Genomic DNA, 15,578 nt, shown 5'->3' with positions numbered 1-15,578 from the left:
AAGATAATTTGCACCAGGCCCGGGCCCGGTACAAACTAACTATATGTGGCTTAATACAATGTTTTATTAATCCCAGTAAGAAACGTTATTTTGCTCTTTGCCGGCTGCATCCAGCACCAGTTTTTTATCTTTCAGGCGGCCGTCCAGCTCTACCTGGTAATATTGTCTGCCATCTTTTTCCAGCAGGTCTGCATCGTCCAGTTTATAGTTCTTATAGTTGGCTGCAATAGCAGATTTTACAGCTTCCGGCAGTTCAGTGTCGCCCAGGTCCTGCTTGGTTTGCAGTATCGTTCCGGTTGCGCTCAGCTGCACGGTATATTCTTTTGTGTCGATATCGAATTCAGCTTCATAAATATCTTTCACTTTTTCCCATTCCACACTGGCAGCATTCGGGTAAGCACTGCTCAAAGCATTCAGTACTACAGATGGCACTTCGCTTTGCGGAATATCCTGGTCTTGATCGATGAAAGGCAGCGTCGATAGCGAAAAGAACGAGGCTGCAAGAAAAGACATGGTCATTAACTTCATAGTGTAATCAGTTTTTTGTACTACAATTAATTTCACCACTAAACTATAGCCCGAATCTGGAAACAATTGGGAATATAACAGAAAATCAATAAAATAATTAATATTCCCCTTTTTTAGCAGGCGCCCTAAACACAATACTAAACTGCTGCATACCGGTATAGTTATATTCAACCGCATAGTTGTAAAGATCTGCGATGGCCTTAACTATAGGCAAGCCCAGACCTGAGCCGCCATCTACCTGACTGCCCTGCTGAAACCTGGAAAACAGCAGTTTTTCGTCCAGTGCTTCTTCTTTAGAGGTATTGGCAACTATAACTTTTCCTGGTTGCACTGTTACCTGCACTGCTCCGCCCTGGTAGTTATGCACGATAGCATTTTTCAGCAGGTTGGTTACAAGTACAGTTGCCAGGTCGGGGTTCATCTGTGCGCGACACTCACCATCTTCTTTCAGGGTTACGCTCACATCTTTAAAAGCAGCCTGTTCTTCAAAATCTTCGAGCAGCGTTTTCAGAAGCTGGTTTATGTCCACCTCTTCTTCCGTTATAAACTGCCTGTTCTCAATTTTAGAAAGCAGCAGCAACGATTTATTCAGCCGGGCCATACGTTCCAGGTTCCCGATCGCCCCGGACAGCAAACGCAGCTGCTCTTCGTTCAGGTTATTTTCCTCTACCAGCAACTCCAGTTTGTTCAGGCTGATAGCCAGTGGTGTTTGCAGTTCATGCGATGCGTTCTCGATAAACTGTTTCTGACTCAGGTAGGTATTGGTGCTGTTGCGGATCAGCTTTTCGACCGCTTCGTTCAGATCCCTGAATTCCTGCACATTGGTTTTTCCGTAGCGGATGGGCTCCTGTTTTTCGAGCCGGAACATTTTAAGCTGCTGAATGAGCCTGTAAAATGGCTGCCAGGTTTTGCGGAGCAGGAAATTATTGAGCACCAGTATACTTGCCAGCAAACCCAGGTATAACCAAATTATAGAAACCAGTAGGTCCGCGATCAGGTCATCGGTCTCTACCATGGTGTTGATCACGCGCAGCTCATAAAAGTTATCGCCGTTCCGGAATACTGTTTTAAGCATACGCACGGGCTCAAACTCCTGCTCGTTTTCCATAAACATCAACGTATCGGCGTATACATCGGTATAGGTATACACTTGCGGCCCGGAAATAGGCTTAATGGCGTAATTAAATTCCCCGAAATTATGGCGCTGCAGAATGGTGCTATCCTGTTCTGCCCGTTGCATGATGAGCAGTTTATAGTTGGCGAGGCCGTCATCCAGGCTGTCGTAAATCTCGTCGAGCAGGTTATAGTACAGCAATACCGCCCAACCTGTGATCAGTATGAACAGGATGCCCGCCAGGTACGAAATAGTGTGATTCAGAAGTTTCATGTGGCCTGTACCTTGTACCCGATGCCATAAATGGCCTGTATCTCGAGTTGGGCACCATGCTCTTTCAGTTTTTTGCGCAGGTTCTTGATCTGGGAGTAAATGAAATCAAAGCTATCTGCTTCGTCTATCTGGTCGCCCCAAACGTGCTCTCCCAGGGCTGTTTTGCTCACCAGCCGGTTCCGGTTTGATAGAAAATACAGCAGAATGTCGTATTCCTTCCGGTTAAGTGCCAGCTGCACGTCATTAACGCAAACGGTGCGCTCGTCGGGATCTACGGTCAGGTTATTGAGCTCCAGCAGGCGGTTACCTTCAAATTTGCGGCGGCGAAGCACCGATTTAACCCGCGCATGCAGCTCTGCCATATGGAAAGGCTTGGGCAAATAATCATCAGCACCCAGGTTCAGGCCGGCCACTTTATCGTCTACCGCGTTTTTGGCCGAAACTATAATTACGCCCAGCGTTGCATCCTGCTTTTTAAGTTCTTCCAGCAAAGTAAGGCCATTCCCGTCCGGCAACCCGATATCCAGCAAAATACAGTCGTACTTGTAAAGGTGTATCTTTTCGGTGGCGGCCTCATACGTTGCCGCAGTTTCCACTACATATTTTTCTTCTTCAAGCGACCGGACCATATTGTCCAGCATGCCGGGTTCATCTTCTACAACCAGTATTTTCATGTAGCATAAAACTATAGTTTGAATCTGTAAGCATTCTGGAATACAGTAGTCAGGCTTACGCAGTTTAGCGCAGCAGTTTGCATTTAACAGAATTTTGAGTTCATAAACCGGCTAATTTACATTAAACCGGAAACTTATACGTACCTAATACTCTGGGGCTTTCTCAGGCATCAAAAACAGACTTTATTTTTAACAAATGGAGCTAGCAGAAAAAAAATGTGTGCCCTGCGAGGGCGGCATACCGGCTATAGAAGGAGCTAACATCGAAAACTATACAAGCCAGTTAAAAACCAAGTGGGATGTGGTTGACGGCAAAATGATCCGGCGCGAATTTACTTTCCCGGACTTTAGCGCTGCCATGGATTTTGCAAACCGCGTAGCTGAAATTGCTGAAGAAGAAGGTCATCACCCGGACCTGTACATTTCGTGGGGCAAAGTAATCGTTACGCTTTATACCCATGCTATCAACGGTTTATCTGAAAACGACTTTATAGTTGCCGCAAAAATAAATGACCTCAGCTAACAAAGCCATCTGGTAACTATACCATACGCACCGGCACAAACACCGGAACCTCGGCTTAGACGGCCGGCAGCAGTTGCATAGCTTTTTCACTATGTACCAGTCCGGATTTTATAGTTGCGAGCCGTTCACTAAAAACATGGCAACTATAGCCTGGTTCAGGCACTTAAAGTTGCAATTTAGCCCCGCAATCGCGTACTTTGAAAAGTAAACCCGAAGGTTGTTTTTGATACCACGCAACTCCATATTTTTCTTTTCACTAAAGCCGCTTACAGGTTTTGTAGCAGCCTCTCATCACGTATCGTTAAGTGATGAGCTGATTGGTTACTGCCTTAACTTTTTATCATCGCCTAAAGATTTTCAGCAGCGGGCCGGAACTCCGGCCACGGCAGATGTTGTCATACTATAGATTCTGCTGCATACTGAACTTTTACAGGTAGAACACCAACACCTGCCGCATTACAGGCAGCCACTACAAAACCATCAGGAATAAAAACACAGGGCTCCCGGCTGTGGCAGGAGCACCAAAGTATACGCTAACACATGAGTTTTTTAAAATTACTTACACAAGACATTGCGATAGACATCGGGACGGCCAATTTTCTGGTGATGCAGGAAAACAATGTAATTGTGGATGAGCCATCTATCATTGCTTTTAACTATACCACCGGCGAAGTAGTAGCTATTGGTCGTGAAGCCGAGCGTATGTCCGGCAGAGAGCATGAGAATATCCGGATCGTGAAGCCACTGAAAAATGGCGTGATCGCTGATTTCCATGCGGCAGAGCACATGATCAAAAGCATGCTGAAACTAGCCAAAAAGGGCCGGTTCAGTCTGTCACCTTCATACCGGATGGTAGTTTGCGTGCCTGCCGGCATAACCGAAGTAGAGAAAAGAGCCATACGTGACTCTACAGTAATTGCCGGTGCAAAAGAAGTGTACCTGATACATGAGCCTGTTGCAGCAGCCATTGGCATTGGCCTGGACGTACAGGAACCAACCGGGCACATGATCATTGATATTGGTGGTGGCACGACTGAAATTGCGGTTATCGCTCTGAGCGGTATCGTTTGTTCGCAGTCGGTACGTGTGGCAGGTAATAACTTTGATGAGGATATTATACAGTACATCCGTAAAGAGCACAGCATGCTGATTGGTGCGCGTACTGCAGAAAAAATTAAATTGGAAGTTGGCGCAGCGATAGATGAACTGGCCGATCCGCCGGAAGACTATGCAGTGAAAGGCCGCAACCTGATGAACGGGCTGCCTAAACAGGTAAAAGTGAACTACAAGGACATTGCCGCCTGCCTGGATAAATCGCTGACCAAAATTGAGGATGCGATCCTGATGACCCTGGAACTTACACCACCGGAACTGTCTTCGGATATTCACCAGTCGGGTATTTACTTAACCGGTGGTGGCGCCTTGCTACGTGGCCTGGACCGTCGCCTGGCCAAACGCACCAGGTTGCCGATACACGTTGTAGAAACGCCGCTTCATTCGGTGGTGCAGGGTACCGCTACAGCATTGCGCAACCTCGATAACTTCAGATTCCTGATGCGATAACTATAGTTGCAGGACTATAAACTATAGTTTGCGTTGCTTCTGTTAGCGTATTAAAGTAAAAGCCGGGTAAATGCCCGGCTTTTTTATTATTTATTCAGTTTTGGAATATCGCTGCAGGGGCCTTCGTAGCGCACAAACATATAAATCCAGAGCACCCGCGATAGCCTGTAAATTACCGGCAGCAAGCCAATAACTACAACAGCCACCACGCCTATCATCATGGCCATTGTTACCTCTTCCACAAACTGGTACAGGATAAACAACGACACCAGAAAAATCGCCACGTTAATGGCAAAGCTTACATACATGGCTCCGTAATAAAAGCCCGGCTCTGGCTCGTACCATTGTCCGCAGCAGGGACATTGTTTGTGCATATCTGCAAACTTGGCCGAATACAGGGCACCTGTAAACATCTCCCCCTCACGGCACCTTGGGCACCTGGCGGCGGCAATTCCATACAATACTGAATTCTTTTTACTCATACAGGCCCTAAATTAAGGGATTATATTCGTGAAAATAAATATTTGTGATATCAGGTACACCAGTTATAAACTATAAAGGTCCTGCTATTACTTAAACCGCTTTAAAATACTTTGGTTAACAAACCTATACGCTTCTAAACTATAAGATAGTTGTTGTACTAAGTCATGTCTTACATCAGGCTATCGTTTCAAGCCTGGTTGCAGCCACAACTATAGTTTGCTGATTAATACGCTAAAAACTGAAGCTGTAATAATGGAGACTGGTTGTGCTGGCAAAGGCTTTTTCGCTAAGGGTATAGTAGCCGTTTCCGGAGGTCGAAAAACATACTGCCTCGCCCTGCGGTTCGGTTTTGTAGGGTAGTTTGGTGTACGGGTTTTGGAGGGCATCGGCTATAGTTTGCTGTGCTTCGCGGTGGTAAACAAATAAGCCACTGTAGGTTTTAATTATGATAGAACGCCCGTTTTCAGACATTGCTGCGCTTACAATGTTGCTATGGTTTAGTGTACCAACCAGCTCCGCCATTTGTAGCTTCCCATGCTGCTGGTTTTGTTGCTCCAGTTTGTAGATCTGGGCAGGTTTGTCGCTCTTTGTGATCAGGTAAATTGCTTCTGAAACGGGATCTACCAATAGCGCTTCTGTATCGTGTGGGCCATCCGGGTACCGGAACCTTATAGTTTCGATCTGCTGCACCACATCAGTATTAATTGTTGGTTCCTTAAATTTATAGATGGTGCTGGTAGCATATTTCCGGTTGTTGTCGCCTGTGTCGGCTATGTACAGGTAATTACCTGCAAGCACTATGTCTTCCCAGTCGCGGTTTACCGTACCATCAAGCTTTATCGTTTTCACAAGTTCGCCATTATGGTTCAGCAAGTAAATAGCGGCAGGGTTACCGCTGTCTTCATGCACCCACAAGTGCCCCGGATTAATTTTGCTGTCTGCTATGCCCGATACTTCGTCGATGGCAGTTGTTAGCACAATGCTTTTGGGTGTCGGTTTGAAATGGGCTGCCGTTAAAGCTTCCTCTTCTTTTTGGCACCCAGCCAGAAAAACGCCTATTACTATCAGGCCAAACACCACTCCCCTTCCTCTCATGTACAACTATAAAATTTCATCTCAAACTATAGTTTACCAACTATAGCTGCTGTATTTCTGTGGCTACAAATTCGGGATGGTTTTAGTTCTTTTGCCAGACTAACTTATAAAAGTAAAATAACTGTTTAGTATTACTCTTTGCCACCTCAATTCTTAAAAGCCTGGCAATACAATTTCACTTAACCCGCGGTATAAGTATAGTTCTATTTACTATTTTAACACCTGAAGGCCTGAAGAGATTGTTTCAGCAGATCAAACATGCTTTAATTACTATATTTTAAAGTATAGAAGCACCAAAATCCGGAAAACACAGCAAAAGGATTACCGTATGAAAGGTTGCCGGTGGTTGAGCTCATAATAAAGTAACCTACTAAAAGTGCAGTTACACCCAACAGGATTCAGGTTTAAATCTGATGAAAAAGGTACTATAACAAACTATAACTTATACCAAGCCTATGAAAACGATTGTAATGAAAAGCTGGAGATTATTGGCGCTGCTGGTATCGGTAGTAGCAGTTACTGCCTGTGAAGAGGATGACGACGATGTACCCGTCGCCCGAATGACGACAGCTGAATTTGTGCAGCAGGCGGCAGCCAGCGATGTATTTGAAATAGAAGCAGGGAAGCTAGCTACAGCTAACTCTACCACACCCGAAGTAGTGACTTTTGGCGAAAACCTGATAGATGACCACACAGAGACAAGCCAAACACTTATGACGCTTGCACATCAAAACAGTGTAAACGTGCCATTGCCTAGCCGCCAAACCCTGCCACAGGACAAGCAGGCCATCCTGACACGGCTGGAGAGCAAGGCTGGAGGAGATTTTGATCTGGATTTTGTAGCTGTGCAGCTAGAAGCACATCAGCAGGCTATTACCCTGTTCGAAAAAGCATCCAACGAGCTGGAGCACCAGGCTTTCCGAGACTTTGCAAAAAATACACTGCCTACTTTGCAGGCTCACCTGGAAATGGCCCGAAAACTCCGAACTCAGCTAAGCGAAGGATAATTCGAAATACCTGTAAACAAAAGCATCTGCCAGATAGCAGATACCTTAGTTTTAGCTAAACTTTAAATCTTAATCAGTTTACCTGCAGTTGCTGCATAAACGATGCCCCTACTGGTACCTGTCTTCCTTTAATGCTTACCTGGTGCCGCTCTATCTTCTCGATCTTGTTTTTGGCCACTACATAAGAGCGGTGTACACGCACAAACATATCGGGTGGCAGCAGTTCCAGCATCTCACTCATGGTCATCCGCGACAATAGTTTTTTATCTTCCAGCACAAAAGTCACATAGTTGCCAGCACCTTCCATGTACAGGATGTCCTCAAAATATACTTTTACCTGCTCATAACCGGTTTTCAGAAACAAATGGCCCTTAACCGGAGTCGGTGCGCCTTGGCTACGCAGTAGCAACAGTTCCTGCGCTTTGTTGCAGGCCTTAATAAAACGTGCCAGCGAAAACGGTTTCAGCAGGTAATCAAGCGCATCAAGCTCGAAACTGGTTACAGCATGTTCTGTATAGGCTGTTGTAAACACAACCATCGGCTTCTTCTGCAGGCTGGCCACAAACTCTAAGCCGGTTATATCCGGCATTTTTATATCGATAAACAGCAGATCTACAGGCTCTTTCTGCAGGTATTCCAGTGCCTCGAAAGCATTTGTAAAACAGGCCTTTAATTCCAGAAAAGGGACTTTAGCAGCATGGGAACGTACTACCTGCAAGGCTAGTGGTTCATCGTCTATCGCAATTGCTTTCATGGTTGGGGCCTGGGTTTATAGTTTATCAGCTGCTTTTTATAGTTGCACTGTAAGATGCACAAAATATTCTTCAGCTGTTTCTCTTATGATCAGTTCGTGCTTGTTCGGGTACAGCAGCCCCAGGCGCTGTTTTACATTTTGCAGCCCAACGCCTGAATGATCTTTTTCGGTATCCTGCTCCTGCTTAGGGTGTTTGCTGTTGTATACGTCAAAAAGCAGCTCGTTCTCTACGCAATGCAGGGTTATTCGTATCCAGGAGCGGTTCTTCAGGCTGATGCCATGCTTGAATGCATTTTCCACGAAAGGAATCAACAGCATCGGGGCAATCATTTTGTTATCCAGCACCTCCTCTATTTTGGTTTCGATGGAGATGACCGGAGAATCGGAAGTGCGTAGTTTTTGAAGGTCGATGTAGTTGCGCAGGTATTCGATCTCGCGGGAAAGCAGGATCTTTTGCTGCAGATTCTCGTGCAACATAAAGCGCATCATATCGCCAAGCATTTGGATGCCCTGTGCCGTACGTTCGCTGTTTTCCTGCAGGGCAGTTCCATACAGCGTATTCAGGGCGTTGAACAAAAAGTGCGGGTTGATCTGGGATCGCAGAAAATCCAGGTTGGCGTTGGTTGTACCGAGCTCTTTCTTCAGAACAAAAACCTCTTCGTTGCCTTTTTGCTGACGCTTAAACAGTAGCCAAACCGCCGGCGTAACTATAAGCACCTGGAAAAAGCTGTTGAAGGCGCTTAAGCTAAGCGCAAACTCCGCGTGCTGGGTAACTGGCATCAATATTAACCCAACAGGCACAAAAGCCAGGGCAAAAACTCCGGCCATACTGAGCAGGTAATACAGAAAAGGCTTCTTTTTAGTCAGCATTCTGGGTATCAGCACCGAAAAAGAAAGGGAGTAAACTGCAATGGCACACAAAGAGATGGCACCCCAAACTATAGGAAATTCGTCGCTGACGTTTATCACCAGCAGTAAAAACACACTGACCATCCAGATGACAAAAGCCATTAAAGTTTCCGGCGTAACCAGGCGGTAACGGGCCTGAATGCTGTTGGAATTAGCTAGCAGGTAAAGGCCCAGGTGTTTGATAACGGTATAAAACACGAGCATGAGCAGCAACCAGAAGGTATGGTGAAAGGCCTGCTGAAATATGACATTATAGGCATGCTTTTCTGTATAATAATCCGGGAAAACATACGCTTTGGTATAGGTATCGAGAATGCCGGTTATAAGCCCGACTGCCACAAAAGTTATGAGCAGCAAAAACGCATTCAGCCAGACTTTATGCCGCTGCATCAGGTCCGGGATAATAGTAGAGTTGGTGATGAGGAAAGCAAGGTAGTACACCACAAACCTGATCAGTTGCGGCCAGAAGTAGTTTTCGTAATAGTTATAGACCACCCCGTTGTGCCGGAAAAGGTACTGGTTGGGGCTGGCCCCTACCGACAGGGCGAAGAGTGCAAATACCAGGGCCGTTGTTGCGCCCCAGAACTCCACTTTTTTAAGGCTGGCCGGTTTAAGTTCGAAATTGCTTGTGAGGTACATGGTTTATCAACTAAACGTTAAAAATATCTTCTTTTCTCCGAATGTCAGCAGTAGTAGAATGCATATTTACCTGCCGACTGATACAACATTACAGTGCAGCGCCGGCAAACTAAACTAAATGTGATGAACCCTTTAAAAGATGTGACGAAAAGCGCGTGCTGTGGCTATAGTTTGCTGTAGCTATGGTTTAAAGTTTTTAGCCGCTGTTGTTGCAGGCACTTTGCTACTGGCTTACCTTTGTGGTTTCTGAAATCATATGGAACAGTTCGGCCCCGACGCTAAACTACTAACCGACCTGGTAAGTACACCAATGCCTTTTGGCAGGTATAAAGGCACACGTATCTGTGATCTTCCGGTATCGTACCTGGAGTGGTTCCAGCGGGAAGGCTTTCCGCCAGGTCGCCTGGGCATGATGCTCGCTACTTGTTACGAAATAAAACTGAACGGTCTGGAACAGTTACTCACCCCTATTAAAAGAAGGTACTCTACACGCTAAAACCGCTGGTTCACAGCTTTTTACATATTCTCCAGAACTTATAGTAACCTGAACATGGTTGTGATATAATAATTATTATATTAGTACCATGGAGTACCGGTTTATTCATTACTGGCAATATGAACCTACCGTAGTTGAAAGACAGCTGCTAGAGTAAGCTATTTCCTTATCTCCGCAGGAACGCTCCGATAATTTTCTAACCGAGGCTGCAGCTTTTATCTCTAAGCATACAGGAACCAGGTACGTTATCATTGGTACTTTGGCAAACCAGAAAGGTGAAGTTGATACCTGTGTGTTTTTAAAAGATAATCAGCCGCTCGATAATTATACCTATAGTTTAGTCGGTACTCCCTGCGATGCAGTCTTTATCCAGCGCTTTTGTTATTATCCGATTAATGTTGCGAGTACTTTTCCGGAAGACAAGGAGCTGGTAGACCTGAACAAAGAAAGCTACCTGGGCAGCATACTACTGGCAGAAAACAGTGAGCCGGTAGGCCTGATCGCGCTGATGGATGAGAAACCCCTGCAGAACCCCGCATTTGCTGAACACCTGATTCTGGTGCTTAGCCCTGCCATTGAGGAAGAACTGTGCCGCCTGAAAAATGCTGAAGCAGTGAATACCAAACTATAGCCTACCGTTTCTACTGGCAAGCTCATAATCTGATTTACCGAAAATCTTAACCCCATACCACCCGGACTGATTGTAAATGATATAGCGATAAACATATTTGTCATCAGCATAATCAGTAAAGCGATGTACATTCTCTACTCGTGGTAATGCATTTCCTTCAGCAATCACCGCACTAGATCTGCTCCTGATTTTGCGAAGCAACTTTCTGTTGATTTGCTCACCACCAAAATTATATAGTATACGGTTAGGCGTAGTATCGCTGTAATAAAGTACACACCATGCTTCGGCTCTTTCAGCGGTTACACCATATGCCCATATTGTTCTACCAAGTAGAGAAGTTTCAGGCTCATTATCTGATTGAAAACTCCAGTTCCTTTTATTCAGCTTTTTACCGATAGCGCCTTTGTCTGCAGTTGAGAAATGCATCAATTGCTTATAGGTTAGTTTCTGAGCGAGGCAAGGGCCTACGACCCAAAAGCAGATAAGAAGTATAAAGGCTGTTCTCATCGGTTTTAGTTACAGGAACAATATAGCAAACCAATCCTACATTCTGATAATCCGCCCATCTTCCATTTCTATAATCCTACCGGAACGTTCTGCAAAGCCTGGGTCGTGAGTTACAATGAGCAGCGTTTGATTATGTACTTCGGCCAGTTCTTTAAAAATCTCGAATACCATTTCGCTGTTGCGCATGTCCAGGTTGCCGGTGGGTTCGTCGCCCATAATAATGTGCGGGTCGTTGATGAGGGCACGGGCAATAGCTACGCGCTGCTTCTCTCCGCCTGATACCCGGTAGGCTGCCTTGTCGGCCAGATGATCAATGCCCAACATCTTCAGGCGCTCCATAGCGCGGTGTTCTACTTCTTGGGCACTATAGCGCGCCAGTCTCAGCCCGGGCAGCATCACGTTGCGGAGTACCGTAAACTCATTCAACAAGTAATGAAACTGGAACACGAAACCGATCTTCTCGTTGCGGATAGCGGCCAGCTCCACGTCTTTTCTGCCGGTCATCACTTCCTGGTCAATCAGCAGCTCGCCGTTATAGTCGGTATCCATTGTAGACAAAATATAAAGCAGCGTAGATTTACCACAGCCCGATTTACCGATCACTGATACGAACTCTCCCTTGTTTACAGAGAAAGTAATGTCGTGCAGCACCTGCACGGTGACCGGGTCGTGAAAGGATTTATTAATGTGCCTGGCTTCTAGTATCGTTTCTGGCATGGTTACACTTCCTAAATACTATAGTTTCGGGCTTCTAACAGCTAAACTATAGTTGGCTTATATTAAATAACTATAGCTCTCTATTTTCCTCTGATGATCTCAACAGGGTCTACCCTGCTTGCTTTGCGTGCCGGAAAATAACCAGCAAAATAAGTTGTGATCAGCGCAAAGGTGCCGCCTATCATATAAAAGATCGGGCTATAGTTGATGGGGTAAGTTTTTATAGTTGGCAGAGCCGCTGTGTTAAACGGAATGTTATCGATGATAACGGAAAAGATAAACCCGAACACCAAACCTACCGCGCCACCAAAAAAACCAATGCTCAGGGCTATCACTAAAAAGATCCGGTTCACATCGCCACCTGAAAAACCGGTAGCTTTTAAAATGGCAATCGAGTCCATTTTCTCATAGATCATCATGTTCAGGATATTGAAGATACCGAAGCCGGCAACTATAAGTAAGGTTACGCCTACGGCATACGAGATCAGCGTGCGGATGCTGCTGCCTGTATCGAACTGGGCATTGGCTGTCTGTATGTCTTCCGCATCCACATTAAATACCTTTGCGTACTCTTTGGCCACAGCTGGCGCCATGTCCAGGTCGTAGAGCTTTACCTGTATGTCAGTAACATAGTTGGCGGGTTTGCCTAGCAGCTTTTGCGTAGTGGCTATGGAGGCGTAACACTGCACCTTGTCGTATTCCTGTATGCCCGACTGGAAATACCCGACCACTTTTAAAGAAAAACGTTCGCCCTGCGCTGTAGTCACCTGCACCACATCACCAACATCCGCTACCAGAATCTCCGCCAGGCCTTTGCCCAGAATAATGCTGTTGGCTACGTTTTCAGCATCCATTGCCGAGCCGGCTGTTACATAATCTCCGAAGTTAAAGAGCCGCATCTCCTGCTCCACATCAATGCCGTTTATCAGGCCGGTAATATCTATCGTTCCTTCGTTGAAAAACACCTGTGTCGAGAGCCTTGGCGTTACGCCCAGCACACGCGGGTCGTTTTTCACAGTTTGCAGCACAGGCCCGCTGTTATAGATCTCCTGCCGGGTAATGCCTGCTTTTACAGAACTGATGAAGTTATAGGAATCCTTTAACGCTGCGTTTACAGGCTGATTTTTGTTTGGTTTGATCTCATTGTACAGACGCACATGGGGCGTACGGTTCAGGATCAGTCCGTCCAGCAGGTCGTTAAGGCCGTTCATGAAACTGAGCAGCGTAATGAACATGGCAATACTGAAGGTAACGCCCACTGCCGCCACCAACGTTTGCCGCCATCGGGCCAGCAACAGCGACTTTGCAATCCCGAAGATCAGTTTCCCTTTCATTGCGCCGGTTTTACGATCACATCGTCTTTCGTCAGTCCTCCCAGTATCTCCACTTTGCTGTAATCCATCAGGCCTGTTTTTACCTTTTTACGTTCGTCATTTTCCGTCAGCACATAGTTCTGGTCCACTAAATAGTCGCGCGGTATGGTCAGGGCGTTCTGCTTTGTCTGGATGACAATGTTAGCTTCAGTAGTGAGGTTGGGGAATAGTTCAGGCGGACTTTTAGTGAAGCGGGCTTCTACTGTAAATGACCGTGTACGCTCGTTCATGGCCGGATTTATCTTGGACACTTCGGCTTCAAATACCTGGCCTCTATAGCTGTCCATGTTCAGGAGCACGCGCTGGCCTGGTTTTACACGTACAATGTCGTACTCATCTACCTGCAGTTCTACTATAAAACTGTTGGCATCACCAACTATAGCTACCGGTGTTTGCGGTCCTACCAGCTCTCCTACTTCCTTCAGCACACTATACACTTTTCCATCGGTCTCGCTGCGCACGGTATAGTCTGCGGTCATGGTCTGGCTTATCTCCAGGTTTTTCTCCGCTTGCCGGGCATTCAGGTCCAGCTGTTTTCTAAGGTCGTTGTAGCGCAGTATAGCTGAGCGGTAGGCGGTTTCTGAGTTTTTGTAGGCCAGTTCGCGCTGCTCCAGTTCTACGCGGGTACCAATTTTGTTTTGCCACAGGTTGCGCTGCCGCACAAGTAACAGTGAATCGTTGTGCTTGCGGCTACGGGCCAGGTCTATGTTTTCGCGCAGCTCATTCAGTTTATCCTGGTTAGAGCTTACGCGGGCATAATCGGCGGCAATGCGGGCGCTTTCGGTATTAAGTTGGGCGGCCTCGTTTTCCAGTCTCAGCAGCGGAGAGCCTTTTTTTACCATATCACCTTCTGTTACAAGCAATTGCTGTATTGTGCCGCTCACCGTCGGGAACACCTGGTGCTGGTTCAGGCTTTTAATTACTCCCGATGCATATACCGATTCAGAAATGTTCTCAACAGTAGGCTGTATTTTTTCCTGTTTGCTGCCACAGGCTGTAACTATAAATAACAGGGAAACAATTGGGATGTATAGTTTCATCGGGGTGCTTGTTTGTTATTAAATCCCGCTTCGGGGCTGGTAACACACACTTTAACAGCTTTTAGGCAAGTATGTTTACGGCAATCAAGTTAAGCTTATAGTTTATGAAACGGAAAATATCCGAGGTGTAATTTATCGGTCATTTCAGTGCTCGCAGGGCTGATGCGAATGCTGAATTGTGCCGTAAGTTCGGGTGTCAGAATTTCCTTTACTTCGTGCATCTCGTCCACATCCACGCCAAATTTATCGTCGATATGGGATGGTGCGTCCGGTATGCCGGTGTGTTTGTAAAATGCGGTTCGCTTTGCCTGCCTGATGGCTTCGTTTTTATCCTGCGCCACCACCAGCATTTTGTAATGAAACTCCTCAAACGCGTCTTCTTTATAACCTCCCAGGTTCAGGAAAAACAACTGCTGTTCTTGTTTCGGTCCTGCATCTCTTGCTGGCACAACTGCTATGCTATAGTTGTCAACTATAGTTACCGCGCGCCAGGCATCTACGTGCATGGTGCCGGCACCGGGCCAGAAAGCTTTAAACTGTGGCACCAGGTCTTTTATAGCTGCTCCAATACCGAAAAACACATCGTGCTGCTCGGTGTTCCGGCCTTTGGGCCGGCAACCCAGCAATACCATAAATAACTTCATTTCTGCCATGCTACCTTGCAACGCAGAACCCGTGCTATAGTTTAATCTTTCAGGAGCCAAAAGAAGTATATATACACTATGGAAGACAACTATAAAGTACCTGCAAAAACCTGTATCGGGCATGTGCATTTAAAAGTATCGGACCTGGACCGTGCCCTGGAGTTTTACACCGGCTTACTTGGCTTTGAACTGATGCAGATGTACGGCCACGATGCAGCCTTTGTATCTGCCGGCGGCTATCACCATCATATCGGCCTGAATACCTGGTACAGCAAAGGGGGCGGTCCGGCACCACGCAACACAGCCGGACTTTTTCATGCGGCTATCCTCTACCCTACCCGAAAAGACCTGGCAGCTATCGTTAAACGCCTGATAGAAGCCAATTATCCGCTTACCGGCGCCTCAGACCACGGCGTATCGGAGGCCATTTACCTGAACGACCCGGACCAAAACGGACTGGAACTATACTGGGACCGCCCCCGCGACCAATGGCCAAGAACTGCTGATGGCGGCGTTAATATGTTTACCGAGCGCCTGGACCTGGAAGACCTGCTGAAAGAACTTGAAAAGTGACCTCTTCTATAGTTTGCTTTTATAAAATCAGTAAG

General features: G+C 46.4%; 18 protein-coding genes. 6 read left to right on the top strand and 12 right to left on the bottom strand.

Features of this window, described 5'->3' with window-relative positions:
• Positions 1 to 66: 66 nt before the first annotated feature.
• From GXP69_RS08275 to GXP69_RS08265, 3 genes are all read right to left on the bottom strand, one after another.
• Positions 67 to 528: a PepSY-like domain-containing protein gene (locus GXP69_RS08275; protein ID WP_163914291.1), complete on the bottom strand. Its 462-nt coding sequence runs from the start codon at positions 526 to 528 to the stop codon at positions 67 to 69.
• Positions 529 to 625: 97 nt separating this feature from the next.
• Entirely contained in the window at positions 626 to 1,915 is a 1,290-nt protein-coding gene (locus GXP69_RS08270; protein ID WP_163914289.1) for a sensor histidine kinase, read from the bottom strand.
• Complete coding sequence (locus GXP69_RS08265; protein WP_163914288.1) at positions 1,912 to 2,589, bottom strand: response regulator transcription factor; 678 nt, start codon at positions 2,587 to 2,589, stop codon at positions 1,912 to 1,914. Before GXP69_RS08265 ends, GXP69_RS08270 begins: the two co-directional genes overlap by 4 nt.
• Positions 2,590 to 2,785: 196 nt before the next feature.
• Here GXP69_RS08265 and GXP69_RS08260 point away from each other — a divergent pair, with 196 nt between their 5' ends.
• Together GXP69_RS08260 and GXP69_RS08255 are read left to right on the top strand one after the other, a co-directional pair.
• Positions 2,786 to 3,112 carry a 4a-hydroxytetrahydrobiopterin dehydratase gene (locus GXP69_RS08260; protein WP_163914287.1) on the top strand — a complete coding sequence of 109 codons (327 nt, stop codon included), beginning with the start codon at positions 2,786 to 2,788 and terminating at the stop codon, positions 3,110 to 3,112.
• Positions 3,113 to 3,652: 540 nt separating this feature from the next.
• Positions 3,653 to 4,675 (top strand): rod shape-determining protein, encoded by a 1,023-nt coding sequence (locus tag GXP69_RS08255; protein WP_163914286.1) that lies wholly within the window; start codon positions 3,653 to 3,655, stop codon positions 4,673 to 4,675.
• Between the two features lie 86 nt (positions 4,676 to 4,761).
• Here GXP69_RS08255 and GXP69_RS08250 read toward each other — a convergent pair whose 3' ends face one another.
• Entirely contained in the window at positions 4,762 to 5,157 is a 396-nt protein-coding gene (locus GXP69_RS08250) for a DUF983 domain-containing protein (protein ID WP_163914285.1), read from the bottom strand.
• Between the two features lie 232 nt (positions 5,158 to 5,389).
• Positions 5,390 to 6,253 (bottom strand): SdiA-regulated domain-containing protein, encoded by an 864-nt coding sequence (locus tag GXP69_RS08245; protein ID WP_163914284.1) that lies wholly within the window; start codon positions 6,251 to 6,253, stop codon positions 5,390 to 5,392.
• A 455-nt stretch (positions 6,254 to 6,708) separates the two neighbouring features.
• On the opposite strand from GXP69_RS08245, the gene GXP69_RS08240 reads away from it, so the two are divergent.
• A complete protein-coding gene (locus tag GXP69_RS08240; RefSeq protein ID WP_163914283.1) occupies positions 6,709 to 7,260 on the top strand; it encodes a DUF4142 domain-containing protein in 552 nt (183 codons plus the stop codon).
• Positions 7,261 to 7,333: 73 nt separating this feature from the next.
• Here GXP69_RS08240 and GXP69_RS08235 read toward each other — a convergent pair whose 3' ends face one another.
• Together GXP69_RS08235 and GXP69_RS08230 are read right to left on the bottom strand one after the other, a co-directional pair.
• Positions 7,334 to 8,014 (bottom strand): LytR/AlgR family response regulator transcription factor, encoded by a 681-nt coding sequence (locus GXP69_RS08235; protein WP_163914282.1) that lies wholly within the window; start codon positions 8,012 to 8,014, stop codon positions 7,334 to 7,336.
• 36 nt (positions 8,015 to 8,050) lie between these two features.
• Entirely contained in the window at positions 8,051 to 9,562 is a 1,512-nt protein-coding gene (locus GXP69_RS08230; protein ID WP_163914281.1) for a sensor histidine kinase, read from the bottom strand.
• A gap of 256 nt (positions 9,563 to 9,818) precedes the next feature.
• Here GXP69_RS08230 and GXP69_RS08225 point away from each other — a divergent pair, with 256 nt between their 5' ends.
• Together GXP69_RS08225 and GXP69_RS08220 are read left to right on the top strand one after the other, a co-directional pair.
• Positions 9,819 to 10,058, top strand: coding sequence for a DUF3820 family protein (locus GXP69_RS08225; RefSeq protein WP_163914279.1), 240 nt, complete (start codon positions 9,819 to 9,821; stop codon positions 10,056 to 10,058).
• A 259-nt stretch (positions 10,059 to 10,317) separates the two neighbouring features.
• Positions 10,318 to 10,689 carry a hypothetical protein gene (locus GXP69_RS08220; RefSeq protein WP_163914277.1) on the top strand — a complete coding sequence of 124 codons (372 nt, stop codon included), beginning with the start codon at positions 10,318 to 10,320 and terminating at the stop codon, positions 10,687 to 10,689.
• On the opposite strand, the gene GXP69_RS08215 is transcribed toward GXP69_RS08220, so the two are convergent.
• The 5 genes from GXP69_RS08215 to GXP69_RS08195 all read right to left on the bottom strand — a co-directional run bounded on the left by GXP69_RS08215 (position 10,684) and on the right by GXP69_RS08195 (position 14,979).
• Entirely contained in the window at positions 10,684 to 11,196 is a 513-nt protein-coding gene (locus tag GXP69_RS08215) for a hypothetical protein (RefSeq protein ID WP_163914275.1), read from the bottom strand. The two genes, GXP69_RS08220 and GXP69_RS08215, sit on opposite strands and share 6 nt — an antisense overlap.
• A 36-nt stretch (positions 11,197 to 11,232) precedes the next feature.
• Entirely contained in the window at positions 11,233 to 11,913 is a 681-nt protein-coding gene (locus GXP69_RS08210) for an ABC transporter ATP-binding protein (protein WP_163914274.1), read from the bottom strand.
• 80 nt (positions 11,914 to 11,993) lie between these two features.
• The gene (locus tag GXP69_RS08205; RefSeq protein ID WP_163914272.1) at positions 11,994 to 13,247 is read right to left on the bottom strand and encodes an ABC transporter permease; all 1,254 of its coding nucleotides are present in this window, start codon (positions 13,245 to 13,247) and stop codon (positions 11,994 to 11,996) included.
• A complete protein-coding gene (locus tag GXP69_RS08200) occupies positions 13,244 to 14,326 on the bottom strand; it encodes an efflux RND transporter periplasmic adaptor subunit (protein WP_163914270.1) in 1,083 nt (360 codons plus the stop codon). The genes GXP69_RS08205 and GXP69_RS08200 overlap by 4 nt, the downstream gene beginning before the upstream one ends.
• A 95-nt stretch (positions 14,327 to 14,421) precedes the next feature.
• Positions 14,422 to 14,979, bottom strand: coding sequence for a DUF1543 domain-containing protein (locus GXP69_RS08195; RefSeq protein ID WP_163914269.1), 558 nt, complete (start codon positions 14,977 to 14,979; stop codon positions 14,422 to 14,424).
• A gap of 69 nt (positions 14,980 to 15,048) precedes the next feature.
• Between GXP69_RS08195 and GXP69_RS08190 the strand changes: the two genes are divergently transcribed.
• Complete coding sequence (locus GXP69_RS08190) at positions 15,049 to 15,543, top strand: VOC family protein (protein WP_163914267.1); 495 nt, start codon at positions 15,049 to 15,051, stop codon at positions 15,541 to 15,543.
• Positions 15,544 to 15,578: the final 35 nt, after the last annotated feature.

The sequence above is a fragment of the Pontibacter burrus genome (genome assembly GCF_010686685.1).
Classification (GTDB): domain Bacteria; phylum Bacteroidota; class Bacteroidia; order Cytophagales; family Hymenobacteraceae; genus Pontibacter; species Pontibacter burrus.
This window is presented reverse-complemented; position numbering and strand designations above follow the sequence as displayed.